Consider the following 24632-nt stretch of genomic DNA (forward strand, 5'->3'; position numbering starts at 1 on the left):
TCCACGCGCCGGGGCCCCGGGGATCGGACTCCCCGGGGCCCCGGCACGTACCGGCGGGGCGCCGGCGCGCCGGCGAGGCCCTGACCGCCGGACCGTGCCGACGGGGCGGCGTCAGCAGGTGTGGCGGTCGCGGGCCGGGTCGTACAGGTGGCTGTCGCGGAACCCCGAGGCGCCCAGCGTGCGGCCGACCAGGATGACGGCCGTCTTCGTGATGCCGGCCTCCTTCAGCTGGGTCGCGATGTCCTCCAGCGTGCCCCGCAGCACGATCTCGTCGGGGCGGCTGGCCATCGCCACGACCGCGGCCGGGCAGTCCTGGCCGTAGTGGGGGACGAGTTCGGCGACGACCCGGTCCACGTACCGCGCGGCCAGGTGCAGGACGAGCAGCGCGCCGCTGCGGCCCAGGGTCGCCAGGTCCTCGCCCTCGGGCATCGGCGTGGCCTGCTGGGCGATGCGGGTGAGGATCACCGTCTGGCCGACCGTGGGGACGGTCAGCTCCCGCTTCAGGGCGGCAGCGGCGGCGGCGAAGGCCGGGACGCCGGGGACGACCTCGTACGGGATGCCCGCCGCGTCCAGGCGCCGCATCTGCTCGGCCATCGCGCTGAACACCGACGGGTCGCCCGAGTGCAGACGGGCCACGTCCCGGCCGGCCTCGTGGGCGGCGGCGATCTCGGCGACGATCTGGTCCAGGTCCATCCGCGCCGTGTCGACGAGCCGCGCGTCCGGCGGGCACTCGGCGAGCAGCTCGGTCGGGACGAGGGAGCCCGCGTACAGGCAGACCCCGCACTTCGCGAGCGTCCGCGCGCCGCGCACGGTGATCAGGTCGGCCGCGCCGGGACCCGCGCCGATGAAGTAGACGGTCATCGCTCTTCAGAACCTTTCGTTACGGACCACTGCGTGACCGGCATCGCCTGGCGCCAGCCGGTGAAGCCGCCCACGGGGACGGCGGCGGCCACGGCGAGCCGGATCAGTTCGCCGCCGTGGCGGCGGTGGCGGTCGGCGAGCAGCGCCTCGGACTCCAGCGTCACGGTGTTCGCGACGAGCCGGCCGCCGGCGGGCAGCGCGTCCCAGCAGGCGTCGAGGAGGCCGGGGGCGGTGAGGCCGCCGCCGATGAAGATCGCGTCGGGGGCCGGGAGGCCGGCGAGGCCCTCCGGCGCCGAGGCCGTCACCACCCGCAGGGAGGGGACGCCGAGGCGGTCGGCGTTCCGGGTGATCCGCGCCGCCCGCTCCTCCGACTTCTCGACCGCGACCGCCCGGCAGGAGCGGTGGGCCCGCATCCACTCGATGCCGATGGAGCCGGAGCCGCCGCCGATGTCCCAGAGGAGTTCGCCGGGCGCGGGCGCGAGGGCGGCGAGCGTGGCGGCGCGGACGTACCGCTTGGTGAGCTGGCCGTCGTGTTCGTACGCCTCGTCCGGCAGTCCCGGTACGGCGCCGAGCCGGAGCGTGTCCGGGTCCCGTACGCAGTCGAGGGCGAGGACGTGGAGCGCGTCGGTCCGCTCGTACGGCCAGTCGGCGGCGGTTCCGTCGAGGACCTGCTCGCGGTCCCCGCCGAGTTGTTCCAGGACCCGGATGCGGGTGCCGCCCCAGCCGGTCTCCCGGAGCAGGGCCGCGACCCGCGCGGGCGTCTCGGGTCCCTCGCCGAGGACGAGGAGCCGGCGCCCGGGGTGGAGCGCGGCGGACAGTGCGGCGAGGGGCCGGGCGACGAGCGAGACGGTCTCGACGGTCTCCAGGGGCCAGCCGAGGCGGGCGGCGGCGTACGAGACGGAGGACGGGTGGGGGTGGATCCGGAGCCGGTCGGCGCCGACGGTCTCGGCGAGGGTGCGGCCGATGCCGTGGAAGGAGGGGTCGCCGCTGGCGAGGACCGCGATCGTCCGGCCCTCGTGGGCGGCGAGGAGTCCGGGGACGGCGGGGCGGAGCGGGGAGGGCCAGGCGACACGCTCGCCGGGGCAGTCGTCGCCGGGGAGGAGGTCGAGCTGGCGGGGGCCGCCGATCAGGACCTCCGCGGTCCGCAGGACACGGCGGGAGCTCTCGGGGAGCCCGTCCCAGCCGTCCGCGCCGATTCCGACGACCGCTATCGCACCGTTCACGTCGGCGACTCTACGTGAGGGCCGTTTTCCGGCGGTACGTGGCGGTCCCCACTCGGTGCCCACCCGGGCCGCCCTCGCGCGGCCCCGGGTGCGGCCCTACTTCTGGGCGTTCTGCCCCACGTAGAACAGGATCCAGACGAAGCCGGCGAACGCGTGCGTCGCGAAGACGTAGACGAAGACGCGGAGCATCACTCCGCGCTCTTTCCAGCGCTCCAGGTCGGTCATGCGCTCCAGGGTACGGGCCGGAATAGAGGGAGGGGTGGCACCGTTGAGCCAGATAGTTTAAGCTTCAACCACTAGCCGCGAGGCACCAGGAACGCGAGAGGTGAGCACGATGCAGTTCGGGATCTTCACCGTCGGCGACGTGACGACCGACCCCACCACCGGCCGTACCCCCACCGAGCACGAGCGGATCAAGAACACCGTCGCCATCGCGCTCAAGGCCGAGGAGGTCGGGCTGGACGTCTTCGCGACCGGTGAACACCACAACCCGCCGTTCGTACCCTCCTCGCCCACCACCCTCCTCGGGCACATCGCCGCCCGCACGGAGAACCTGATCCTCTCCACCTCCACCACGCTGATCACCACCAACGACCCGGTGAAGATCGCCGAGGACTACGCGACCCTCCAGCACCTCGCCGACGGCCGCGTGGACCTGATGATGGGCCGCGGCAACACCGGCCCCGTCTACCCGTGGTTCGGCCAGGACATCCGGCAGGGCATCCCGCTCGCCATCGAGCACTACGCGCTCCTCCACAAGCTGTGGAGGGAGGACGTGGTCGACTGGGAGGGCAAGTTCCGCAGCGCCCTCCAGGGCTTCACCTCCACCCCGCGCCCGCTCGACGACGTCCCGCCGTTCGTCTGGCACGGTTCCATCCGCTCCCCCGAGATCGCCGAGCAGGCGGCCTACTACGGCGACGGGTTCTTCGCGAACCACATCTTCTGGCCCAAGCAGCACACCGAGAAGATGGTCCGCCTCTACCGGCAGCGCTACGCCCACTACGGTCACGGCACCCCCGAGCAGGCGATCGTCGGCCTCGGCGGCCAGGTGTTCATGCGCAAGAACTCGCAGGACGCGATACGGGAGTTCCGCCCCTACTTCGACAACGCGCCGGTCTACGGCCACGGCCCCTCCCTGGAGGAGTTCTCCCGGGAGACCCCGCTGACCGTCGGCTCGCCGCAGGAGGTCATCGAGCGCACCCTGTCCTTCCGCGACTACGTGGGCGACTACCAGCGCCAGCTGTTCCTCGTCGACCACGCCGGACTGCCCCTCAAGACGGTCCTGGAGCAGCTCGACATCCTCGGCGAGGAGGTCGTGCCGGTCCTGCGCAAGGAGTTCGCCAACCTGCGCCCGGCCGGTGTCCCGGACACCGCGCCGCTCCACCCCGCCGTCCTCGAGGCCCGTACCGAGAAGGAGTCGTAAGCCATGCAGACCCTGAAGCTGGTCGCCGTCTCCGCCGGCCTCAGCTCCCCCTCCTCCACCCGGCTGCTCACCGACCGGCTGCTCCAGGCCGCGCGGTACCGGCTGGCCGAGCAGGAGTACGCCGTCGACGTCCAGGTCGTCGAACTGCGCGACCTGGCCGTGGACATCGCCAACAACTTCGTGACCGGCTTCCCCTCCGGACGGCTCCAGGACGCGATCGACGCGGTGACCGGCGTGGACGGGGTCATCGCGGTGACCCCGGTCTTCACCGCCTCGTACAGCGGTCTGTTCAAGTCGTTCTTCGACCTGATCGACCCGGCCGCGCTGACCGGCACCCCGGTCCTCATCGGGGCGACCGGCGGCACCGCACGGCACTCGCTCGTCCTGGACCACGCCCTGCGGCCGCTCTTCGCCTACCTGCGGGCCCTCGTCGTCCCGACCGCCGTCTACGCGGCGTCGGAGGACTGGGGCACCGGCGGCGGCGAGGCCTCCCCGACGGGATGGGGGGAGGGGCTGCCCACCCGGATCACCCGGGCCGGCAACGAGTTCGCGGACACGGTCGCCGCCCGGCCGTCCCGGCGGCTCGACGACGACGAGGTCGTCCCGTTCGAGAAGCAATTGGCCGATCTGCGGCTGGATTGATCCTTTTGTTACGTTGTGAGGGAGGGTTCCCGACAACGAACGGAGGTCGGCGATGGCCGGCAGGATCGTGGTGGGCGTGGACGGCTCGGAACCGTCCCTGAAGGCGCTGCAGTGGGCGGCCGGGCAGGCCGCCCTCACCGGGGACTCCCTCCAGGCGGTCATCGGATGGGAGTACCCGGCGTCCTGGGCGGCGGCGCCCGGGGTACCGCCGGACTTCAACCCCCAGATGCTCGCCGAGCAGTCCCTGGACGAGTCCCTGGCCAAGGCGCTCGACCCGGCCGTCGCCGCCGACGTGACCCGGACGGTCGTCAGCGGCAACCCGGCCCAGGCCCTGATCGACCAGGCCGAGGGCGCGTCCCTGCTGGTCGTCGGCGACCGCGGCTACAGCGGCTTCAAGGCGGCGGTCCTGGGCTCCGTCTCCAGCAGGGTGACCCAGCACGCCCCGTGCCCGGTGGTGGTCGTACGGGGCACGGGGGACTGACGGGGCGTCCTCAGGCGGGCACCACGTCCGCCACCACGCACGCCACGTTGTCCGGGCCGCCCAGCTCCCGCGCCAGCGCGACCAGGGCCTCCGCCGCCTCGTCCGGCCCGACGCCCGCGGCGAGCGCGCGGCGGATGCCGTCGGCCGACGCGACCGCCGAAAGTCCGTCCGTGCACAGCAGATAGCGGTCGCCCGGCCGCGTCTCGTGCACTCCGAGCTCCGGCTCGGGCGGCACGTCCCCGCCGTCCAGGGCCTTCAGGAGCAGCGCCCGGTCGGGGCGGTCCGCCGCCTCGGCCGGGTCCAGTTCGCCCGCGTCGACGAGGGCCTGGACGACGGTGTGGTCACGGGTGAGGCGGACGACCGCGCCGTCCCGCAGCAGGTACGCCCGCGAGTCGCCCACGTGCGCGAGGGCCAGTCGGCCGCCCGTCCACACGGCCGCGGTCAGGGTCGTGCCCGACTCTGCGAGTCCGGAGACCGCGCCGTCGGCCGCGCGCACCGCGTCCTCCAGGGCGTTGAGCACGTCCCCGGCGCGCGCCGAGGGGGCCGGCGGCGCTGCGGCCCGCAGCGCTCCGACCGCGGCCCGCGCGGCCCGCTCGCCCTCGGGGCCGTACCCGTCGGCGACGGCCAGCAGGTGCGGGCCCGCGTGGGCCGCGTCCTGCTGGGCGGCGCGGACGAGGCCGCGGTCGAGCCGCACGGCGGTCCGCAGGACGAAGGCGGGCCGGCCGGCCGTACCGGTGGCCACCCCGGCGCCGACCGGGCCGCTCGCGGTGCTCACCCCGTCGGTCGTCTCGTCGTCCGTCCCGTCGGTCATCCCGTGAGTCGTCTCGTCGGTCATCTCGGTGGGTCCCTTCAGCCGGTCCACCAGGGAGGCCGCCATGTCCCGCCGCGCCGCGGTCTCCGACTCGACCCGCGCCCAGTAGCCGCGGATCGCGCGGGCCGCGCCCGACGCGTCCGACGCGTACAGCGCGCAGACCCGCCCCACCTCGGCGAGCGGCATGCCGATCCGCCGCAGCCAGGCGATCAGCCGGGCCCGTTCGAGCTGTTCCACGGCGTAGTGGCGGTAGCCGGTGAACGGGTCGACGCGGGCGGGCGGCAGCAGGCCGAGCTCGTCGTAGCGGCGCAGCGCCTTGGCGGAGAGCCCGGAGGCGCGGGCGAAGTCCCCGATGGTCAGCATCGGCCCGGACACGGTCGCGGGCATGGGCTCTTCGTCGCGCACGGCTCGATTCTCCTCCCTGTACCGGGCCTTCCGCCCGGCACGCCCGATGCTGGGCCTTCCCCGCGGGGGAAGGTCAACCGCGAGGCGGCGCACGCCGTGCGCCGCTCCGGTGCCGGGCGCATGATGCCCTCATGGACATCAAGCTGGAACTGGTCGCCGTCCCCGTCACCGATGTCGACCGCGCCAAGGCCTTCTACGAGCAGGTCGGCTTCCACGCCGACCACGACGTGCCCGTCGACGACGACATCCGGTTCGTGCAGATGACCCCGCCGGGCTCGGCCTGCTCGATCGCCTTCGGCAAGGGCCTCACCGAGATGGCTCCGGGCTCCCTGGACAACATGCAGGTCGTCGTCGCGGACATCGAGGAGGCCCACCGCGAGCTCACCGCGCGCGGGATCGCGGTCAGCGACATCGCCGACATGCCGTGGGGCTCGTTCGTCTTCTTCGCCGACCCGGACGGCAATCGCTGGGCGGTCCAGCAGACCGCCCCGCGCGGGTAGGAACGGCCCGTCACCTGCGGTTGTAGAGCCGCATGGTGATCGCCCCGAAGACGAGCACGAGCACCGCCGACCACCCGAGCGACCAGGCGATGTCCGCGGCCGGCCAGTTGCCCGCCATCAGTTCGCGTACCGCCGTCGCCAGATGGGTCACCGGGCTGTTGTTGACGAAGGCCTGGAGCCAGCCGGGCATCGTCTTCGGGTCGACGAAGACGTTCGACAGGAACGTCAGCGGGAAGATCACCATCATCGAGACGCCCATGACGGACTTCTCGCTGCGCAGCAGCAGACCGAACATGGTCCAGATCCACGAGAACGCGAACGAGAAGACCACGAGCAGCGCGACCCCGAGCAGCACGCCCACGATCCCGCCGTCGGGCCGGTAGCCGATGAGCATGCCGACGGTCAGCATCACGGCCGAGGCGATCAGATAGCGGACGACGTCGCCGAGGAGATAGCCGACCATCGGCGCCGGCCGCCAGATCGGCAGGGTGCGGAAGCGGTCGAAGACGCCCTTCTCGATGTCGGTGTTGACCGAGACCCCCGTGTACATCGTGATCATCACGACGCTCATCACGAGGATGCCGGGCAGCAGGAACTGGATGTACGACGAGACGGAGCCGGCCAGCGCACCTCCGAAGAGGTACGTGTACATCAGCACCATCATGATCGGGAACGCCGTCACGTCGAACAGCTGCTCCGGCACGTGCTTGATCTTCAGCATGGCCCGCCAGCCGAAGGTCATCGAGGCGGAGAGCGCGCTGGGGCGCGGCGGGCGGGAGTGGCCCACGAGCAGCGCCGCGAGTTCGTCCGCCTTCGGGGCGACGAAGTCGAGCGTGTCGGTCGTCGGGGTGTCCTTGCCGGTGGTGACGGTCATGCGGCCGTTCCTTTCCTGTCCGTCAGTGCCAGGAAGACCTCGTCGAGGCTGGGCTGGCCCAGCGCGAAGTTGTCGACGGTGATGCCGGCCCGTGCCAGCTCCGCCAGGGCCCGCGCGGCCTGCTCGGCGGCGCCGAGGTCCGTCCCGTGGCCGTTGACGGTGGCGGTGAGCGCGACCGGGTCGGCGTCCAGCTGGACGGCGGCGTTCAGGGCGTCCACGAGTACCTGCCGGGCCTCGGGCCGCTGCTCGGGGTCCCGGAGGCGTACGTGCACGGAACCGGAGCCGACGGAGGCCTTCAGCTCGCCCTTCGTCCCTTCGGCGATCACCTTGCCGTGGTCGATGACGGCGATCCGGGAGGCCAGCTGGTCGGCCTCGTCCAGGTACTGGGTGGTCAGCAGGACGGTGGTGCCCTGGGCGACCACCGCGCGGACGATGTCCCAGACCTGGTTGCGGCTGCGCGGGTCGAGGCCGGTGGTCGGCTCGTCGAGGAACAGCAGGTCGGGGGTGTTGAGGATGGAGGCGGCGATGTCGATACGGCGCCGCATGCCGCCCGAGTAGTTCTTGACCTGCTTGTCGGCGGCCTCCGCGAGCCCGAACGCGGCGAGCAGCTGCGCGGAGCGCTCGCGGGCGGCGGGGCGGGTGTGGCCGAGCAGCCGGCCGAGCAGGACGAGGTTCTCGGTGCCGGTCAGGTCCTCGTCGACGGAGGCGTACTGCCCGGTGAGGCTCACCCGGCCCCGCACGGTGTCGGCGTCCTTGACGACGTCCCTGCCGAAGACGCGGGCCCGGCCGGCGTCGGGGCGGAGCAGGGTGGCGAGCATCTTGACGGCGGTGGTCTTGCCGGCGCCGTTCGGCCCGAGGACCCCGTACACGGTCCCGGTGGGCACGCGGAGGTCGATGCCGTCGACGGCGCGGTTGCTGCCGAAGACCTTGACCAGGCCCTCGGTCTCGATGGCGAGGTCGGTCATACCGTGGATCCTCCGGGGGAAGAGGGCGCGGAGCAGACGTGCGCGAAAGAGAGCGCTCCTCCCAGTCTCCGTCGGCCGCCGCCTGATCGCCAGAGCGGAGGCGGCTCTTCCGCGCGGCGGCGTCCTCCTGGAGGACCGCGTCTCCCCCGCCCGGCGGAGGCGGAACGGTCTCCGGGGCGACGGCCGGGGGCGGGGTCCGGCGGGACGCTGGTCCCATGATGAGAATCAAGGCCCTTCCCGACGTGCCCCGTTGGGCCGTCCTCGCCGCCCATGCCGTTCCGCTCGTCACCCTCCCGTCGGGTCTCTGGCGGCTCGCGCTCGTCGCCGGGCTGCCGGTCACGCAGGACGCCGGGTGGAACGCCATGGGCGTGGGGGAGTCCGTGTACGTCGTCTCCCTCAGCGTCGTGTCCGAGCTGCTCGCCTTCCTCACCCTGGGGCTCGTGCGCTCCTGGGGCGAGGTCTTCCCGCGCTGGATGCCGGTCCTCGGCGGGCGCCGGGTGAACCCGGCCGCCGCGACCGGCGCGGCCCTGGCCGGGGTGGCGGGACTGTGTGCGATCGCCGCCTGGGGCGCGTACGCCTCGTACGCGGGCCTGGGGCCCGGCATCCCCTCCTCGCCGGCGCAGGACGCCCTGCTGTTCGTCTGCTACGCGCCGCTCCTGGCCTGGCCGGTGCTGCTCGCCGCCGTGGCGGTCGCCTACCACCGGCGCCGCCGCGACGGCGGGAAGGGTCCTGCCGGGGGTGGGCCCCGTCAGTACGGCGCGGGCCGTCCCTCGGCGTCCTCGTGGGTGTAGAAGAGGTAGTAGGCGGCGGCGGCGTTGAGCGCGCCGAAGGCCAGTCCGAGTCCGCTCGACGACAGGATGCTCGCGCCCGACAGGCTGTAGAGGAAGCCGACCGCGATGCCCGTCAGGGAACCACAGGCGGCGGCCCGTGCCTCGCGGAACAGGGCGCGGCCGTAGCGCCGGAGGACGTAGATCCCGGCGGCGAGCACGATGGCCGAGATCAGGCCGAGCCAGAGCTGCCCCAGGGTGGTGGGGCCGCCCTGGCGGGCCACGGTCGCCGCGTAGAGGCCGTACAGGACACCGATGACGATCGGGGTGGCCAGGCCGTGCGTGCTGAACGGCTTCCGGAGGGGTATCGCTGCGTGTGCGGCCATGGCAGGAGCTCCTTCGTCTCTCGCCCCCCTGCTGCTTCCCGCACCCTCAAGGGCACACCCGCGCCCGGCACCCCGCAAGTGGATCAGGCGGCCGGGCGGACGGCGACCGCGTCGATCTCGAAGAGCATCCCCGGCAGGGCGAGCGCCGCGACGCCGCTGAGGGTCTGGGCCGGGAGCCGCTCGCCGAAGTGGGCGTGCAGCCCCTTGCCGAGGGCCTCCAGCTTGGCCATGTCGTGGTCGACGACGTACGAGCCGAGGCGGACGACGTGCTCCGGCCCGAGGCCGACGCCTTCGAGGGCGAGCCGCAGGTTGGTGAGCGAGAGCTCGACCTGGGCGGCGAAGTCGCCGGGGACGGGCGAGCCGGACGCGTCGGAGGCGTACTGGCCGCCGATGAAGACGAGCTCGCCGGGCGCGGAGACGGCGTGGCTGTAGCCGAAGGGGGTCGGGTCGTGGAGGGTGTCGGGGTTGGTGATGACCCGCTGGTCGGCGGAGAGCCGGGCGGTGGTGGAGGGCTCGGTGGTGGAGGGCTCGGTGGTCATGAAGGGTCGTTCCTTTCGCAGAGTACGGCCACGGGGAACGCGGCCGGGGTGAGTGCGGCACCTGCGAGGAGCACCGTGTCGAGGGAGAGGAGGAAGCAGGCGAGGAGGACCGTGCCGAGCGTCACGGCGGCGACGGCGGGCGGCCCGCCCCGCCCCGCCCCGCCCCGTGTCCTGCGTCTTCCCGGACTGCCGCCCCTTGTCAATCTGGATACCTAACATCCAGAATTACCCCCTTCAAAAGCCCTCCCGGGACGGGAGGGCGGCCGTGTCAGACGTTGGCGAACCAGCGGCGGATCCGTTCGGGCGCGGTCGGCGCCTGGAGTTCGGCCCGCCCCCGGACGTCGTCCAGGGTCTGGGCCATGAGCTCCCGGCGCCAGGCCAGGTCGGCCCGCCCCATGGCTCCGGCGATGGCACACTCGGCGGCGTACGTCTCCGGCGCCCCCGCTCCGGGCCCCTGCTGCCGGATCTCGGTACAGCGGAAGGCTTCTTCAGGGCCTTCGATCGCGGCGACGACATCCATCAGCGTGATCCGGTCGAGGGCGCGCGCCAGCCGGAAGCCCCCCTTGGGCCCGGAGACCGAGGTGACGATCCCGGCACGGGCGAGCGCCTGGAGCTGCTTGTTGAGATACGCGGGGGGCAGCTCGTGGTAGGCCGCGAGGCGTGCGGCGGCGATCGCCCGATCGGGCCCGATCCACGCCAGGTTCAGGCAGCTGTGCAGTGCCCATTCCACACCGTCGCTCATCTTCATAACCTGGACTCTATATATCCAGAATAGCGAGGGCAAGGAACCGGCTGAGATCTCCGTCGGGCTCCCGTGACATGACCAAGGGCTCCGTCGCCGCCGGTGCGGAGCCGGTCGCGCGTTCACGCCCCGCCGCGCCCGCCCGGCCCGTTCACGCCCCGCCGCGCCCGCCCGGCCCGTTCACGCCCCGCCGCGCCCGCCCGGCCCGTTCACGCCCCGCCGCGCCCGCCGTGCCCACCCGGCCCGTCCGGCCGGTCCGGGCCGTCCGGGCCGTCCGGGCCGTCCGGGCCGTCCGGGCCGTCCGCCGCGAGGGCCGCGAGCCGGGACAGGGCCTCGTCGAGCACCGCGTGCGGGGGTGAGGCGAGTCCGATCCGGATCGCGTCCGGGGCCGTGCCCGTACCCACCGCGAAGGCACCGCCCGGGGTGACCGCCACGCCCGCGCGTGCGGCGGCCGCCGCCGTGAAGGTCTCCGCCCGCCAGGGCGCGGGCAGCTCCCACCAGCAGTAGTACGCGTACGGGGAGGTCCGGACGACCTGTCCGGCGAGCCGTCGCCGGACCAGGGCGTGCCGGGCCCGCGCGTCCGCCCGCTTGGCCGCCACCACCTCGGCGACCGTCCCGTCCGCCGTCCACCGGGTGGCGGCCGCGAGGGCGAGCCCGCCCGCCGTCCAGGCGCCGGAGCGCAGGGCCTCCGCCACCGCCGCCCGGAACCGTCCGGGGACGACGAGATGGCCGACGGTCAGACCGGGGGCGAGGCGCTTGGAGAGGCTGTCGACGAGCAGGACCCGCTCGGGGGCGTGCGCGGCGAGCGGCGCGGGCGCGTCCGGCACGAGGAAGGCCCAGGTGGTGTCCTCGACGGCCGTCAGATCCACCCGCCGCAGCAGTTCTGCCAGCTCGGCCCTGCGCCCCTCCCCCGCGGTCGAGGAGAGCGGGTTGTGCAGGGTGGGCTGGAGGTAGACGGCGGACAGCGGCGCCGCGCGGTGGGCCGCCGCGAGCGCCTCGGGCCGTACCCCCTCCTCGTCGAGGGCGAGCGGCACGACCCGGATGCCGAGCGTCTCGGCCACCGCTTTGACCAGGGGATACGTGAGGGCCTCGACGCCCAGTCGGCCGCCGGGCGGGACGAGGGCGGAGAGGGCGGCGGCGATGGCCTGCCGGCCGTTCCCGGCGAAGAGCACGCTCTCGGGGTCGGGCGCCCAGCCCGGCCGGGCCAGCACGGTCGCCGCCGCGTCACGGGCCTCCGGGGTGCCGGTGGCGGCGGCCGGCCGGGAGACGGCATCGGCGAGGACGTCGGACCGGGCGAGGGCCGCGAGGGCACGGGCCATCAGCTCCGACTGCCCCTCGGCGACCGGGTAGTTGAGCTGGAGGTCGACGGGTGCGGACCCGGTCGCCTCGGCGAGCGCGGGCCCCGGGAGCGGGGGCGCGGCCCGGACGAAGGTGCCGCGCCCGACCTCCCCGACGACGAGGCCGCGCCGGGCGAGCTCGCCGTACACGCGGATGGCCGTCGAGTTCGCGATGGCGTGCCGGCGGGCGAAGACGCGCTGCGGCGGCAGCCGGTCACCGGGGCGCAGCCGCCCGTCCCGTACGGCGGCCTCGACCCGGTCGGCGATCCTCCGGTACTCCTCCATGGCGCCCCCACCCCCTCCACGAAACCGATTGCACCGAGAGCAAAGATCTTATTGCACCGAGCAGTTGGGGCTGCCTAGCCTGCGGACATGCACGTGACCCGTACCGTGAACGCCGAGATCCACTACGCGGACAGGGGCGAGGGCCCGGCCCTCCTCCTCGTCCACGGCCACCCCTTCGACCACACGATGTGGCAGCCCCAGCTCGACCACTTCTCCCGCACGCACCGCGTGATCGCCCCGGACCTGCGCGGCTACGGCACCACACCGCTCGGCGCGCAGCCCGACTCCACCGGACTCGGCGTCTTCGCCGAGGACCTCACCGGCCTCCTCGACGACCTGGGGATCCACGACTGCGTCCTCGCCGGCCTCTCCATGGGCGGCCAGATCGCCATGGAGCTCTACCGCCGCCACCCGGAACGCGTCCGGGGCCTCGTCCTCGCCGACACCTTCCCCGCCGCCGAGACCGACGAGGGCAAGGCCGCGAGGAACGCCATGGCCGACCGGCTGATCGCGGGCGGCGCGGAGGCAATGCGCGGGTACGCCGACGAGGTGCTGGACCGGATGGTGGCCCCGTACAACACCCACGCCGCCCCGCACGTGCACCGCATGATGTGCGCGACCGACCCGGCCGGCGCCGCGGCCGCGCTCCGGGGCAGGGCCGAACGCCCGGACTACCGGAGGACGCTGACGACCGTCCCGTTCCCCTCGCTCGTCGTGGTCGGCCGGGACGACTCGTACACCCCGGTCGCGGACGCGGAGGACATGCACGCGCTCCTCCCCCACTCCACGCTCGCCGTGATCGAGGACGCCGCGCACCTGCCGAACCTGGAGCGCCCCGACGCGTTCAACGCCGTACTGGAGACCTACCTCCGCTCACTCGTACGGACCAACTGAACGTTCGCAACGGTACGAACGCTCCGACGATGGGTCCATGAGCCAGAACACGGCACCACCTCGCAGGCCCGCGTCCTCCTCCGCCGCCTGGGCGAGCGGCGGCACGCTCTTCGCGGGCGTCCTCATGCTCGTCACCGGCTTCATGGACGTCTTCCAGGGCATCGCAGGCATCGCCGAGGACGACGTCTACACCCGCGTCGGCGACTACGTCTTCAAGTTCAACCTCACCACCTGGGGCTGGATCCACCTGATCCTCGGCATCGTCCTCGCGATCGCCGGCTTCGGGATCCTCAAGGGAGCCGAGTGGGGCCGGGTCGCCGGTATCGCGCTGGCCTCCCTGAACCTCCTGTTCCAGTTCCTGTTCCTGCCGTACCAGCCGTGGTGGGCGCTGTTCTCGATGGCCATCTCGGTCTTCGTGATCTGGGCGCTCGCGACGGACGAGGCGTACGGCCGGGAAGAGAAGTCCTGAGGGGCGGGCGGACGATGAGACGCACGACGGCGGCGGCCCTGTCCCTGGCCGCGACCACCGCCCTCACCCTCACGGCCACCGGGTGCGACACCGTCAAGGAGACGGCCGGAGACATCGTCTCCACCGCCACAGCGGCCGTCGCCTCGGCCGCCGAGCAGAAGATGAACGAGGTCAAGGACGGGGTGAACGCCACCGGCGACGTGAAGGCCGGGCCGACGAGCACCGACGGGGACCGGACGGTCGCCGAGATCACCGCGACCAACCCGAAGGGCACGAACGCCGACTACACGATCATGGTCACCTTCCGGGACGACGAGGGGAACTTCCTCGACTCGGTCGTCCTCAGCATCGACGGAGTCGAACCCGGGAAGTCCAAGACCGGTACCGCACGCAGCAATCGGACGCTCTCGGGCGAACCGAAGGCGGAGATCGCGCAGGCCCTGCGACACTGACCGGGTGGACCGAGTCCAGACCGCAGAGCACGGGGAGACGGCGGAACCCGTGAACAGCAGCCCCGCCGACGCCACCCCCGAACCGGCCCCCGGATCCGTCCACGGGCAGGTCCCCGAGCCGCCGCCCCTCCGGCCCAGACACCGCACCACGGCCTGGGCCGCGGGGCTGCTCATGGTCGTCCCCGCCCTGATCAGCGCCTGTCGCGCCCTGGACACGGACGGGACGACCCCCGTCCCCCAACTCCTCTCGATCCTCCCCTGGCTGACGGTCCCCGCGGCCCTCGCCCTGCTCCTCGCCGCCGTGGCCCGGCGCCGGGTGCTGGCCTTCGTGGCCGTCCTGGTCCTGGGCGCGACCGCCTGGAGCACCGTGCCGTACATGCCGCAGACCGTCATCTCGTACGGGCTGCCGCTGGCGCGGGTGAAGGTCATCGCGGCGAACGTCGAATTCGGCCAGGGAACGGCATCGTTGGTCGAGGCGGTGCGGCGCGAACGCCCCCAGCTCGTGTTCGTGTCGGAATGCGACCGCGCCTGCCGCGACACCCTCACGAAGACCTTCGCCGGGACGCTGCCCCACTACGCCTCCGTCGAGGGAGAGGGATCGGTCGGCTCGATCCTGCTGAGCTCCTACCCGCTGCGCGACTGGCGCATGATCCCGGCGGCGATGGGCATGCCGGGTGCCACGGCGGACATCGCGGGCGTGCCGGTACGGCTCCAGCTGACACATCCGCTGCCGCCCGTACCGGGACAGGTGTCCCTGTGGAAGCGGGAACTGGGGCGGGTGAAGGACACCGTCGCGGCGCAGCACACCGGGCCGATGGTGGTCGCCGGCGACTTCAACGCCTCCCAGGACCACGCGGCGTTCCGCGCGATCCTCGCGGCGGGCGGGCTGCAGGACGCGGCGCGCCGGGCGAACGAGAGCCGCAGGCCGACCTGGCCGACGGAAGGCCCGCTGCTGCCGCCGTTCGTCCAGATCGACCACGTCCTGGTCAGGGACTTCAGCGTCCGCGAGGTCCGCTTCCTCGACCTCCCGGGCTCCGACCACCGGGCGGTCCTCGCGGATCTCGACCTGCGCGGGCCGCGCTGATCGGCGACGCTGGAGGACATGGAGAACGAGGAGATCCTGGACGACATCGGCGCCCTCGTCGAGGAGGAACGCGCCCTGCGGCAGCGCACGGGCGGCCTCCTCCCCGAGGAACGCGCCCGGCTGTCGGAACTGGAGGTCCGGCTGGACCAGTGCTGGGACCTGCTGCGGCAGCGGAGGGCGAAGGCGGAATTCGGCGAGGACCCGGACACGGCGGCCCTCCGCCCGGCCACGGAAGTCGAGTCCTACCGCAACTGACCCCCGACCCCCGCCGCGACCGCCGACCCCCGCGCCGCCGTCCGCCGCGCGGCTCGCGGCTCGCGGCTCGCGGCTCGCGGCGAACGGCGGTGGGGGGGGGCAGGACCGGCGGCTCGGGCTCGTCCCGTCGGGCGCAGGTACGTTGGGGCCATGGCACGACCCTCTGGGCCCACGCGTCTCACCCCGCCCGCCTGGCTCACCGCCGGTTTCCGGCCCGCGCCCACCCCCATCCCCTGGGCCGCCGTCGGACGCGCCGCCGTCGCCCTGTCCGCGCCGCTCGCCGTCGGGCTGGCCGTCGGGCAGCCGGCCTACGGGGCGCTCGTGTCCATGGGCGCGCTCTCCGGGGTCATCGGCGACACCGCCGACGCCTACCGGATGCGGATCCTGAACATCGCCGTGCCGCAGTTCTTCGGCGCTGTCGGAGTCACCCTGGGGACCCTCGTCTTCGGGCACGGATGGGTCGCCGTCGCCGTGCTCACGCTCGTCGCACTCGTCTCCGGGATGATCTCCTCGATCGGCGCGGTCGCCTCGGTCTCCGGGCTGCTCCTCCTCCTGAACGCCGTCGTCGGGGCCGGGCTCCCCATGCCCGACCCCTGGTGGAAGGCGCCCCTGCTGCTCGGCCTCGGCGGGCTGTTCGTCCTCGCCCTCACCCTGCTGGGCTGGCCCTTCCGTCGCGCCGCGCCGGAACGGTCCGCCGTGGCCGCGACCTACCGTTCCGTCGCCGAGCTGTACGAGGCCACCGGCACTCCCGCGTACGACGAGCGACGGCAGGCCGTCACCGCCTCCCTCAACCAGTCCTACGATCTCGTCCTCGCCCGCCGCGCCCGCCAGCACGGCCGCGCGCCCTCCCTCGTCCGGCTGCTCGCGCAGCTGAACGTCGTCGTCCCGCTCGTCGAGGCCGCGCCCGCCGCCCATCTCCGCGCCCAGCTCCACGGCCCGCTGTCCGCCACGATCCCCGCGGCCGTGCGCGAACTCGCCGACGCCGTCGAGGAGGGCCGTACCGGGGCACCCGTACTCGATCTGCCGGTCCCGGAGCGGCCGGCCGAGAAGGCCGTCGACCACGCCCTGCGGTACGCCGCCGCCGTCGTCCACAAGGCCGAGCCCGACGCGTACAACGTCGACGACCGGCTCGGCCGCCCCGCCGCGCTCCGGGTCCGTGTCCGCCGGGCCGCCCGCGCCGCCCTGTTCTCCGAGGCGTCCTGGCGGTACGGGCTCCGTCTCGCGCTCTGCATCGGGCTCGCGCAGGCCCTCGTGTCGCTGATCCCCGTCCCCCGCTCGTACTGGGTCGCGCTCACCGTCACCTTCGTCATGAAGCCGGACTTCGGCTCGGTCTTCTCCCGCGCCGTGCTGCGCGCGTTCGGTACCGCCGCCGGGCTCCTCCTCGCCGCCCTCGTGCTCGCCGAGGTGCCGCGCGGCTGGTGGGACGTCCCCGTGATGTGTGTACTCGCCGCCCTGATCCCGGCCTTCTCCGCGAAGGGGTACGCGTTCCAGACGGCGGCGATCACGCCGGTGATCCTGCTGCTCTCCGACACCCTCAACCAGCAGGGCTTCGACCTCGTGATGCCCCGTCTGTACGACTCCCTGATCGGCTGCGGCATCGCGCTGGTCGCCGGCTACCTCCTGTGGCCCGAGTCCTGGCACTCCCGGATCGGCGACCGGCTCGCGGACGCCGTGGCCGACACCGCCGCCTATGTGGCCTGCGCGTTCGGAGGGGCGGAGGACCAGGGCGGCCGGCTGCGTGCCCGGCGGAAGCTCTACCGCGATCTGTCCACCGTCCGCTCCGAGTTCCAGCGCGCCCTGACCGAGCCCCCGCCGACCGGGACCCGCGCCGCCGCCTGGTGGCCGCTGGTCGTGGCCGTCGAACGGATCGTGGACGCCACGACGGCCGCCCGGATCAGGGTCAACCACGGGGCCTCCGACCCCGATCCCGCCGAGGTCGCCGCCGTCGAGCGGGAGCTGCGGGAACTCGCGCAGGGAATCCGGGAGTCGGAGACCCTGGTCGAGGTCCGCAGCGAGCTTCCCGGCGACGAGAGCGGAGTCCTCGCACCGCTCCGCCAGGAGGTCAGCGCCGCCCGTGCCATCGCCGGTCCCGACCTGCGGTAAACCTTCACCCGGGGGCGTACGGGAGGACTTACCGGCGGTCACGGAACGGAAGCCTCCCCACCGCCGTTACCCGGAGCCATCCGGGCGACTACGATGCGCTCGAAATCACCCGTGATCCGCGCCCGCCCCCGTCGGCAACCGGCCCGGTGAACGGGCCACTTCGTCCTGCCTCACCCCCCGCGCCCCGAGGACACCGCCATGCGCACCACCACGAACAGAGGGCTGCAGCCCAATGTCCTCGGCACCTTCGACACGATCGTGATGGCCGTCGCCGGCAGCGCCCCCGCCTACTCCATGGCGGCGACCACCGCCGTGCTCTTCGGGGCCGTCGGCTACGCGGGGCCCGCCGCCCTGCTGTACTGCGCGATACCGATGTTCGGCATCGTCCTCGCGTACGCCCGCCTCGGGCGGATCGACGTCAACGCCGGTGCCGGCTACTCCTGGGTGGGCCGCACCCTCCACCCGTTCCTCGGCTTCCTGTCCGGCTGGGCCCTCGTCTTCGCCGCCACCGTCTTCATGGTGGCGGGTTCGCTGCCCGCCGGTTCCCTCACGCTCGCCCTGATCGACCAGGACCTCGCCGACAGCACCCCGCTCGCGGCCGCGGTCGGCGCCGGCTGGTTCCTGATGATGCTGCTCGTGGTCCTGGGCGGCGCCCGGCTGACCGTGCGCGCGCAACTGATCATGTCCGGGGTCGAGATGCTGATCCTGGTCGGCTTCATCCTGGCGGCCGTGGCGCACCGCGGGCGGGCCACCGCCTTCGACTGGTCCTGGTTCGGCTTCGGCCACTTCGACGGGACGCAGGGCTTCGCCGCCGGCGCGCTGATCGCCGCGTTCTACTACTGGGGCTGGGACGTCACCAGCAACCTCAGCGAGGAGACCAGGAACAGCCGCCGCACCGCGGGACTCGCCGCGCTCGTCGGCGTCGGCTTCGTCTTCCTCCTCTTCGTCGCCGTCACCGTCGTCGTCAACATCCTGCTGACCGCGGAGGAGATCCGTACCGCGGGACCCAACGTCCTGGCCGTCATCGGCCAGGAGGTCTGGCCCGGGGTCGGCGGGAAGCTCCTCGTCGTCGCCGTCCTGCTGTCCACCGTCGCCACCCTGGAGACCACGCTCCTCCAGGTCACCCGCTCGCTCTTCGCGATGGGCCGCGACCGGACCCTGCCGTCCGCGCTCGGCGCCGTGCACCGCCGCTGGAACACCCCGTGGGTCGCGATCGTGACCGTCGGCGGCGCCGCGCTGCTGCTGTTCGCGGCGGCCGCGGCCGCCAGCTCGGTGCAGCAGATCCTCCGTGACGCCGTCTCCGCGATCGGACTGCAGATCGCCTTCTACTACGGCCTCGCGGGCATCGCCGCCGTCGTCGCCTACAAGTCGGTCCTCCTCCGCTCCGTACGGAACCTGCTGCTCGGCGGCGTCTGGCCGCTGCTCGGCTCCGCGTTCATGCTCTGGACCTTCGTCGAAGCGCTCGGCGAGCTCTCCACCACCGCGCTCACGATCGGCCTCGGCGGCCTGCTCCTCGGTGTCGTCCCGCTGCTCGTGTACTGGCGCAGAGGCAGCGACTACTACCGCCCCGCCCGCCTGGACGCGGCCCGCGCGATGGCGGCCGCGGAGGGCTCGGGCCCGGCCACGCGCGCGCGGAGCGGAACCCGGGACAAGGGCTACGCAACGGATTTCTGATCCGGGCCGTCATCTGGAGCACAGAGCCAAGAGCACGGGAACACAAGCGAGTCACCACTTCTGACGGCAGCCGAACCCGAAGGAGGCCCCCGATGGCCGTACGCCGCCGTTCCACGCGCTCGGCACGTCAGGAGCGCTTCGCGCCCGACTTCGACCCGGACTTCGGGGACCGCGCCCTGACCGAGGCGCGCCATGACATCGTCATCGGCCGCTGGCAGGGCGTGCGGGACCTGCTCGCCGCCACCGGTGACCACTGGGCGCGCCGCACCCACCGGCTGCGGCTCCTCTCGCACGCGGCCGCGGGCAGCTCCACCGTGGAGACCTGGCGGGCCGCCGAGCCGGGCAACCCCGACGCAGCCGTGCTGCGGGCCGCGACCGAGGTGGTCAGGGTCTTCGACGCGGCCATCGCGGCCGGCCGGGGCGCCGCCGTCGAGCGGGGCCGGATCGACGCCGCCGTCGACGCCTGCCGGGGCGCGGCGGAGGCGGCGCCCGCCGACCCGATGCCGTGGGTGTCGCTGCTCTCGGTGGCCAGGCTGTACGAGGGCGGGGTGCCGCGCCGTGAACTGCGGCACTGGTTCGACGAGTTGCGGCGCCGGGACCCGTACAACACGGAGGGGCACATCCAGGTGCTCCGCTACTGGTCGGCGCGGTGGCACGGCACGCACGGCAGCATGTACGACTTCGCGCGGGACGCGGCGGGGGTGGCGCCGCCCGGCTCTCCGCTGCCGGTCCTCGTGCAGGTGGCCCGGGTGGAGGAGTACCGGTACATCGCGGACGGGGCGCTCGGCCGGGGCCCGGTGCGCGGCTTCGACCAGCACTGGAAGCACGAGCTCGCGGTGACGGAGCTGCGGCGGACGCATGCGCGGTGGATCGGCGGCCGCGAGCCGGGGGCGCCGGTGGCGCCGGAGGAGGTCGGCGACCTCCACTTCCTGGTGCACGCGGCCTGTTACGCGGGCCAGGTGGAGATCGCGCGGGAGCTGCTCGGGATGCTCGGCGCGCGGGCGGCGTGGGTGCCGTGGGCGTACACGGGGGACCCGGAGGAGCAGTTCGTACGGTTCCGGGAGGGCCTGGGAGTGGAGTGACCGCCTGACCCCACTCCCGGGCCCGCGTCACTCAGACGCCGATGTCGCGGCCGTCCGTGCGCCACACGGCGACGACCGACGGGCGGACGATCCTTCCGGGTCCGTCGGGCCACTGCGACTTCGGGTTCTCGACGGAGGCGCCGTCGATCTCGCCCGGGTGCTGCACGGCCACCAGGACACGGCGGTCCTGGATGATCGGGCCGCAGGTCTCGGCGCCCTTGGGCACGGTCAGGAACTGCTTGAGCTCACCGCGCCGCTCGCCCTGCGTGGCGACGCCGAACAGGCCGTCGTGCGAGCCGAGCTGGGCGCCGTCCGTGGAGATCCACAGGTTGCCGTGCGGGTCGAAGGCCACGTTGTCCGGGCAGGAGATCGGGGAGACCTTCTCCTTGGGGTAGCCCGCGAAGTAGGTGGCCGGGTCGTTCGGGTCGCCGGCGACCAGGAAGAGGCGCCAGGCGAAGCCGTCGGAGGACGGGTCGTCCCAGTTCTCGGCGAGTTCGAGGATCTGCCCGTGCTTGTTGAGGTTGCGCGGGTTGGCCTCGTCGGCACCGGCCTTGCCGGCCTTGCCGCGGTCGGTGTTGTTGGTGAGCGCGACGTACACGCGACCGGTGCGCGGGGACGGCTCGACGTCCTCGGGGCGGTCCATCTTGGTGGCACCGACCTTGTCACCGGCGAGGCGGGTGAAGACGTACACCTCCTCGGCGGTCATGCCGGGGACGTGCGAGACGTCGCCGGTGGCGAGCGGGATCCACACGCCGGAGCCGTCGAACTCGCCGTCGGCGGGGTGCTTGCCGGTGCCGTCGATCTCGGCGGCCGGGGAGTCGCCGGTCAGCTTGGCGACGTACAGGGTGCCCTCGTCGAGCAGGGTGAGGTTGTGCTCGCGGGCGGCCCGCGAGTTCCCCTTCTTCATCCGCTTGCTGGAGACGGACTTGTAGAAGTAGTCGAACCGCTCGTCGTCGCCCATGTAGACGACCGGACGGCCGTCGGCGGTGAGACGGGGCTGCGCGGCCTCGTGCTTGAAGCGGCCGAGCGCGGTGCGCTTGCGGGGCGTGGAGTCGGGGTCGTACGGGTCGAGCTCGACGACCCAGCCGAAGCGGTGGACCTCGTTCGGCTCCTGCTGGAGGTCGAAACGCCTGTCGAACCGCTCCCACTTGCGCTCGGTGGCACCGGTGCCGACGCCGTAGCGCTTGTCGGTGGTGCTGGAGCCGTTGGCGAAGTACTGGTTGAAGTTCTCCTCGCCGTGGAGGGTGGTGCCCCACGGGGTGGTGCCGCCGGCGCAGTTGTTGAGCGTGCCGAGGACGGTACGGCCCCCGGGGTCGGCGGAGGTCTTCAGCAGGGCGCTGCCGGCGGCGGGGCCGGTGACCTCGAACTCGCTCGTCGTGTGGAGGCGGCGGTTGAGGTGGTGCCGGGAGACCGGGGCGAGCTTGCCCGTGCGGCGCTCCTCCTGGACGACGACGACCGAGAGGCCGTGCGCGGCCCAGGCGATCTCGACCTGCTCGCGGGTCGGGTTCGCGGCGTCGTAGCCGCGGAACATCAGGACTTCGTCGGTGTACTCGTGGTTCGCGACGAGGACCTGGCGGTCGCGCTCCCCGCGCAGCGGCAGCAGGGAGAGGAAGTCGTTGTTGTAGCCGAACTGGCCGGCCTGGGCCTTCGCCGTCTGCTTCTCGGAGTCGAAGGCCGGGGCGCCGCGGAGGATGGGCTCGCCCCAGCGGATGACCACGTTCTGCGCGTAGCCGGAGGGGACGGTCACCTGGTCGGCGGTGTTGGGCGCGACGGGGGTGAAGCGGAGACCGCGGGCGCCGTCGGCCTTGCCGGAGCCGTGACCGGCGCCGTGACCGTGGCCGAAGGTCTCCTGGCCGGCGACGGCCTCGGGCGCGTTGCCGAGCGCGATGGCGCTGCCGGCGGCGGAGGCGACCGTCACGACGGCGGCGGCGCGGAGGGCCGAACGGCGGGAGAGGACACCGGCTATGACGTCGCCGGCGTACTCGTTGTCGCTGGTGTTGGGAACCTCGTGGAAGCAGGCGTCACCACACCGGTAACGGCAGGTGAGGGCGGAACGTCCGCCTCCGTGGTGGTTCGTGCTCAGCAGCGGCAGCAGTTTGCGCACTTCGTCCTCCTCCGGCGCACGCTGCGCCGACATGGTGTCGGGTAGACCTTCGGCCGCGACGCTATGTGCGCACATCTGCACAGGGACGGCGGCCGGGTGAACGCCGAATGAATGCACGGCAACCGGGGGCGACCGGGTCGCCGAGGAGGGGAGGGGTGGCCGCTAACCTTACGTGTCCGCCCTGGCCAGGGATGAACGTCCCGAAACGCCCAGTACGGACATTCACACGCACCCCACTCATGCGAAAGGGTTCGCCCATGGGTATTCGGAGCATGCTGCGCAAGGTGTTCGGCCGAGACCGCGAGGAATCCCCGGCGACCACCGTCGTCCCGCCCCAGACGCGTGAGACCACGTCGGCGGCGACGTCGACGCCTTCGCCCTCGGAGACGGTCACGGCTGAGGCGACGGTCCCGTCCCCGGCGGCGGAGCCGGCCGCGTCCTCGGCCACGGTTCCGGCCAGGTCGACGGCGTCGTCCGGGTCCGGGTCAGCGTCCTCGGACGCCTCGGACGCGGTGGCACGCCAGGCGGCGGACGACCTGGTGGCGGCCTCGTTCGACAACCCGCAGATCCCGCGGGCACGGGCGAAGACGCCGTCGGCGGCCACGCCGGTGACGCCTGCCGTGACGCCTCCGGCCGAGGCGGAGGTGCCGGTCGCCGCTGCGGACGAGACGCCGGTGGCCGCGGAGGACCCGGTTGTCGCCGAGGCGACCGCGACCGCCGAGGCCGAGGTGCCTGAGAGCGCCGAGGCGGAGGTGCCGGTCGCCGCTGAGGCGGAGACGCCGGTGGTCGCCGAGGTGCCTGAGACCGCTGCGGAGGCCGCGCCGGCCGAAGCGGCTGCCGAGTCGACGGACGCCACCGTGGCCGCCGACGCCGACGCCCCGGCGGAGGCCACGGCTGAGGCGGAAGCCGATGCCGAGCCCGTGGCCGAGACCGCACCCGCGGAGGCGGCCGAGCCGCAGGCCGTGGAGTCGGTGGAGGCGCCGGTGGCCGAGGAGCCGGCCGCGCCCGAGGCCGAGGCCGCACCCGAGGCCGACGAGGTGGCGCCGGAGGCGACCGCCGCCGAGCCCGAGGCCGAGGTCGACACGGCCGAGGCGCCGGTGGCCGAGGAGTCGGTCACCGCCGAGCCCGAGTCCGCCCCCGTCGCCGAAGCCACCGACGTCGTGGCGGACGCCCCCGAGGCGGACGTTCCCGCGGCGGAGGCCGAGACCGCCCCGCAGGAGCAGGAGCAGGAGACGGAGACGGAGACGGAGCCCGAGGCCGCTGTCGTCGCCGACGACACGACCCCGGCGGCGGAGGCCGCCGAGGAGCCGCAGGCCGACGAGGCCGAGGTCACCCCCGAGGCCGAGCCCGAGCCCGTCGCCGAGGCACCCGCCCCCGAGGCCGAGCCCGAGGCCGTCGCCGAGGCACCCGCCCCCGAGGCCGAGCCCGAGGCCGTCGTCGCCGAGGCCGAGCCCGAGACGCCCGCCGCCGAGGTTCCGGCCGTGCCGGAGGAGGCCACCGTCCCGGTCTCCGGCGACAGCTTCCCCGCGCACCTGGCCGACGCCTACGCCGCCGCCGCCGCGCAGCTGAAGGCGCAGGGGCTCGCCGACGCCCGCGCCGCCGTGTACCTGGTGGTCGACCGGTCCGGGTCGATGCGCGGGTACTTCAAGGACGGGTCCGTCCAGCGGCTCGCCGAGCAGGTGACCGCGCTCGCGGCGCACCTCGACGAGGACGCCACCGTCACGACCGTGTTCTTCTCGACGGACATCGACGGGACGGTCGACCTGACCCCGGCCGACCTCACGCCGACCCGCATCGACGAGGTCAACGCCACCCTCGGCCGACTGGGCCGGACCAACTACCACCGTGCGGTGGAAGAGGTCCTCGCCCACCACGAGAAGGCCGACCCGACCCGTCCCGCCCTGGTCGTCTTCCAGACGGACGGCGCGCCGGAGTCGAAGACCGCCGCGACCCAGGCCCTGGCCGAGGCGGCGGCGCGTCCGCTGCACTGGCGGTTCGTGGTCTGGGGCGAGGAGGACAACAAGGCCTTCGACTTCGTCCGGAAGCTCGACGGCACTCCTCGTACCGGCACGTACTTCGCGGGCACGGCCCCGATCGAGGCCGCGCACGCGGCCTTCTACGGCGGCCTGCTCGCCGGTCTGGAGTTCTGAGGGCCCCTGTAAGGAGTTCGTCGGCGCGGGGGGGGGGGGGGGGGGGGGGGGGGGGGGGGGGGGGGGGGGGGGGGGGGGGGGGGGGTGTGCACGGGCGTCCTCCTTCCTTGTCTTTTTTCTGTTC

The 24632-nt window shown here is 73.5% G+C and carries 26 protein-coding genes; 14 read left to right on the plus strand and 12 right to left on the minus strand.

The window, feature by feature from the left end; all coding sequences use genetic code 11:
* Positions 1–111: 111 nt before the first annotated feature.
* The 3 genes from cobM to ACZ4XX_RS03910 form a co-directional block, all read right to left on the minus strand.
* Positions 112–861 (minus strand): precorrin-4 C(11)-methyltransferase, encoded by a 750-nt coding sequence (cobM, locus tag ACZ4XX_RS03900; protein WP_468506394.1) that lies wholly within the window; start codon positions 859–861, stop codon positions 112–114.
* On the minus strand, positions 858–2084 hold the full coding sequence (gene cbiE / locus ACZ4XX_RS03905) for a precorrin-6y C5,15-methyltransferase (decarboxylating) subunit CbiE (protein WP_468506395.1): 1227 nt from the start codon (positions 2082–2084) through the stop codon (positions 858–860). Before cbiE ends, cobM begins: the two co-directional genes overlap by 4 nt.
* Positions 2085–2180: 96 nt before the next feature.
* The gene (locus ACZ4XX_RS03910; protein WP_229312591.1) at positions 2181–2309 is read right to left on the minus strand and encodes a DUF6126 family protein; all 129 of its coding nucleotides are present in this window, start codon (positions 2307–2309) and stop codon (positions 2181–2183) included.
* Positions 2310–2418: 109 nt separating this feature from the next.
* Between ACZ4XX_RS03910 and ACZ4XX_RS03915 the strand changes: the two genes are divergently transcribed.
* Genes ACZ4XX_RS03915 through ACZ4XX_RS03925 form a run of 3 tightly spaced genes read left to right on the plus strand, consistent with a single transcriptional unit; the run spans position 2419 to position 4630 of the window.
* On the plus strand, positions 2419–3507 hold the full coding sequence (locus tag ACZ4XX_RS03915) for an LLM class flavin-dependent oxidoreductase (RefSeq protein WP_468506592.1): 1089 nt from the start codon (positions 2419–2421) through the stop codon (positions 3505–3507).
* A 3-nt stretch (positions 3508–3510) separates the two neighbouring features.
* Positions 3511–4149: an FMN reductase gene (locus ACZ4XX_RS03920; protein ID WP_468506396.1), complete on the plus strand. Its 639-nt coding sequence runs from the start codon at positions 3511–3513 to the stop codon at positions 4147–4149.
* Between the two features lie 52 nt (positions 4150–4201).
* Complete coding sequence (locus tag ACZ4XX_RS03925; protein ID WP_468506397.1) at positions 4202–4630, plus strand: universal stress protein; 429 nt, start codon at positions 4202–4204, stop codon at positions 4628–4630.
* Positions 4631–4640: 10 nt separating this feature from the next.
* Here ACZ4XX_RS03925 and ACZ4XX_RS03930 read toward each other — a convergent pair whose 3' ends face one another.
* Positions 4641–5828: a MerR family transcriptional regulator gene (locus tag ACZ4XX_RS03930; protein ID WP_468506593.1), complete on the minus strand. Its 1188-nt coding sequence runs from the start codon at positions 5826–5828 to the stop codon at positions 4641–4643.
* A 149-nt stretch (positions 5829–5977) separates the two neighbouring features.
* Between ACZ4XX_RS03930 and ACZ4XX_RS03935 the strand changes: the two genes are divergently transcribed.
* Positions 5978–6346, plus strand: a complete 369-nt coding sequence (locus tag ACZ4XX_RS03935; RefSeq protein ID WP_468506398.1) for a VOC family protein — start codon at positions 5978–5980, stop codon at positions 6344–6346.
* 10 nt (positions 6347–6356) lie between these two features.
* Here ACZ4XX_RS03935 and ACZ4XX_RS03940 read toward each other — a convergent pair whose 3' ends face one another.
* Together ACZ4XX_RS03940 and ACZ4XX_RS03945 are read right to left on the minus strand one after the other, a co-directional pair.
* Positions 6357–7220 (minus strand): ABC transporter permease, encoded by an 864-nt coding sequence (locus ACZ4XX_RS03940; protein WP_468506399.1) that lies wholly within the window; start codon positions 7218–7220, stop codon positions 6357–6359.
* Complete coding sequence (locus ACZ4XX_RS03945; protein ID WP_468506400.1) at positions 7217–8185, minus strand: ATP-binding cassette domain-containing protein; 969 nt, start codon at positions 8183–8185, stop codon at positions 7217–7219. Before ACZ4XX_RS03945 ends, ACZ4XX_RS03940 begins: the two co-directional genes overlap by 4 nt.
* A gap of 215 nt (positions 8186–8400) precedes the next feature.
* Between ACZ4XX_RS03945 and ACZ4XX_RS03950 the strand changes: the two genes are divergently transcribed.
* Complete coding sequence (locus ACZ4XX_RS03950; protein ID WP_468506401.1) at positions 8401–8976, plus strand: hypothetical protein; 576 nt, start codon at positions 8401–8403, stop codon at positions 8974–8976.
* Here the strand turns inward: ACZ4XX_RS03950 and ACZ4XX_RS03955 are convergent.
* From ACZ4XX_RS03955 to ACZ4XX_RS03975, 5 genes are all read right to left on the minus strand, one after another.
* Positions 8934–9338: a hypothetical protein gene (locus ACZ4XX_RS03955; protein ID WP_468506402.1), complete on the minus strand. Its 405-nt coding sequence runs from the start codon at positions 9336–9338 to the stop codon at positions 8934–8936. The genes ACZ4XX_RS03950 and ACZ4XX_RS03955 overlap by 43 nt on opposite strands.
* An 83-nt stretch (positions 9339–9421) precedes the next feature.
* On the minus strand, positions 9422–9877 hold the full coding sequence (locus ACZ4XX_RS03960) for a RidA family protein (RefSeq protein WP_468506403.1): 456 nt from the start codon (positions 9875–9877) through the stop codon (positions 9422–9424).
* Complete coding sequence (locus tag ACZ4XX_RS03965) at positions 9874–10002, minus strand: hypothetical protein (RefSeq protein WP_468506404.1); 129 nt, start codon at positions 10000–10002, stop codon at positions 9874–9876. Before ACZ4XX_RS03965 ends, ACZ4XX_RS03960 begins: the two co-directional genes overlap by 4 nt.
* Before the next feature lie 143 nt (positions 10003–10145).
* A complete protein-coding gene (locus ACZ4XX_RS03970) occupies positions 10146–10619 on the minus strand; it encodes an RrF2 family transcriptional regulator (protein WP_468506594.1) in 474 nt (157 codons plus the stop codon).
* Positions 10620–10828: 209 nt separating this feature from the next.
* Positions 10829–12241, minus strand: a complete 1413-nt coding sequence (locus ACZ4XX_RS03975; protein WP_468506405.1) for an aminotransferase-like domain-containing protein — start codon at positions 12239–12241, stop codon at positions 10829–10831.
* Between the two features lie 87 nt (positions 12242–12328).
* Between ACZ4XX_RS03975 and ACZ4XX_RS03980 the strand changes: the two genes are divergently transcribed.
* From ACZ4XX_RS03980 to ACZ4XX_RS04015, 8 genes are all read left to right on the plus strand, one after another.
* Complete coding sequence (locus tag ACZ4XX_RS03980) at positions 12329–13135, plus strand: alpha/beta fold hydrolase (RefSeq protein WP_468506406.1); 807 nt, start codon at positions 12329–12331, stop codon at positions 13133–13135.
* 37 nt (positions 13136–13172) lie between these two features.
* Positions 13173–13604, plus strand: a complete 432-nt coding sequence (locus tag ACZ4XX_RS03985) for a DUF7144 family membrane protein (RefSeq protein WP_468506407.1) — start codon at positions 13173–13175, stop codon at positions 13602–13604.
* 14 nt (positions 13605–13618) lie between these two features.
* Positions 13619–14056, plus strand: a complete 438-nt coding sequence (locus tag ACZ4XX_RS03990) for a hypothetical protein (protein ID WP_468506408.1) — start codon at positions 13619–13621, stop codon at positions 14054–14056.
* A gap of 4 nt (positions 14057–14060) precedes the next feature.
* Positions 14061–15140, plus strand: a complete 1080-nt coding sequence (locus ACZ4XX_RS03995) for an endonuclease/exonuclease/phosphatase family protein (protein ID WP_468506409.1) — start codon at positions 14061–14063, stop codon at positions 15138–15140.
* An 18-nt stretch (positions 15141–15158) separates the two neighbouring features.
* Complete coding sequence (locus ACZ4XX_RS04000) at positions 15159–15395, plus strand: DUF2630 family protein (protein WP_030323750.1); 237 nt, start codon at positions 15159–15161, stop codon at positions 15393–15395.
* A 150-nt stretch (positions 15396–15545) separates the two neighbouring features.
* Positions 15546–17498 (plus strand): FUSC family protein, encoded by a 1953-nt coding sequence (locus ACZ4XX_RS04005; RefSeq protein ID WP_468506410.1) that lies wholly within the window; start codon positions 15546–15548, stop codon positions 17496–17498.
* Between the two features lie 198 nt (positions 17499–17696).
* Complete coding sequence (locus ACZ4XX_RS04010) at positions 17697–19172, plus strand: APC family permease (protein ID WP_468506411.1); 1476 nt, start codon at positions 17697–17699, stop codon at positions 19170–19172.
* A gap of 92 nt (positions 19173–19264) precedes the next feature.
* Positions 19265–20254 carry a hypothetical protein gene (locus ACZ4XX_RS04015; protein WP_468506412.1) on the plus strand — a complete coding sequence of 330 codons (990 nt, stop codon included), beginning with the start codon at positions 19265–19267 and terminating at the stop codon, positions 20252–20254.
* Between the two features lie 31 nt (positions 20255–20285).
* Here ACZ4XX_RS04015 and ACZ4XX_RS04020 read toward each other — a convergent pair whose 3' ends face one another.
* Positions 20286–22358 carry a PhoX family protein gene (locus tag ACZ4XX_RS04020; protein WP_468506595.1) on the minus strand — a complete coding sequence of 691 codons (2073 nt, stop codon included), beginning with the start codon at positions 22356–22358 and terminating at the stop codon, positions 20286–20288.
* 257 nt (positions 22359–22615) lie between these two features.
* On the opposite strand from ACZ4XX_RS04020, the gene ACZ4XX_RS04025 reads away from it, so the two are divergent.
* Positions 22616–24508, plus strand: a complete 1893-nt coding sequence (locus tag ACZ4XX_RS04025) for a VWA domain-containing protein (RefSeq protein ID WP_468506413.1) — start codon at positions 22616–22618, stop codon at positions 24506–24508.
* Positions 24509–24632 lie beyond the last annotated feature (124 nt).

This window comes from Streptomyces sp. NPDC029956 (assembly GCF_055574655.1).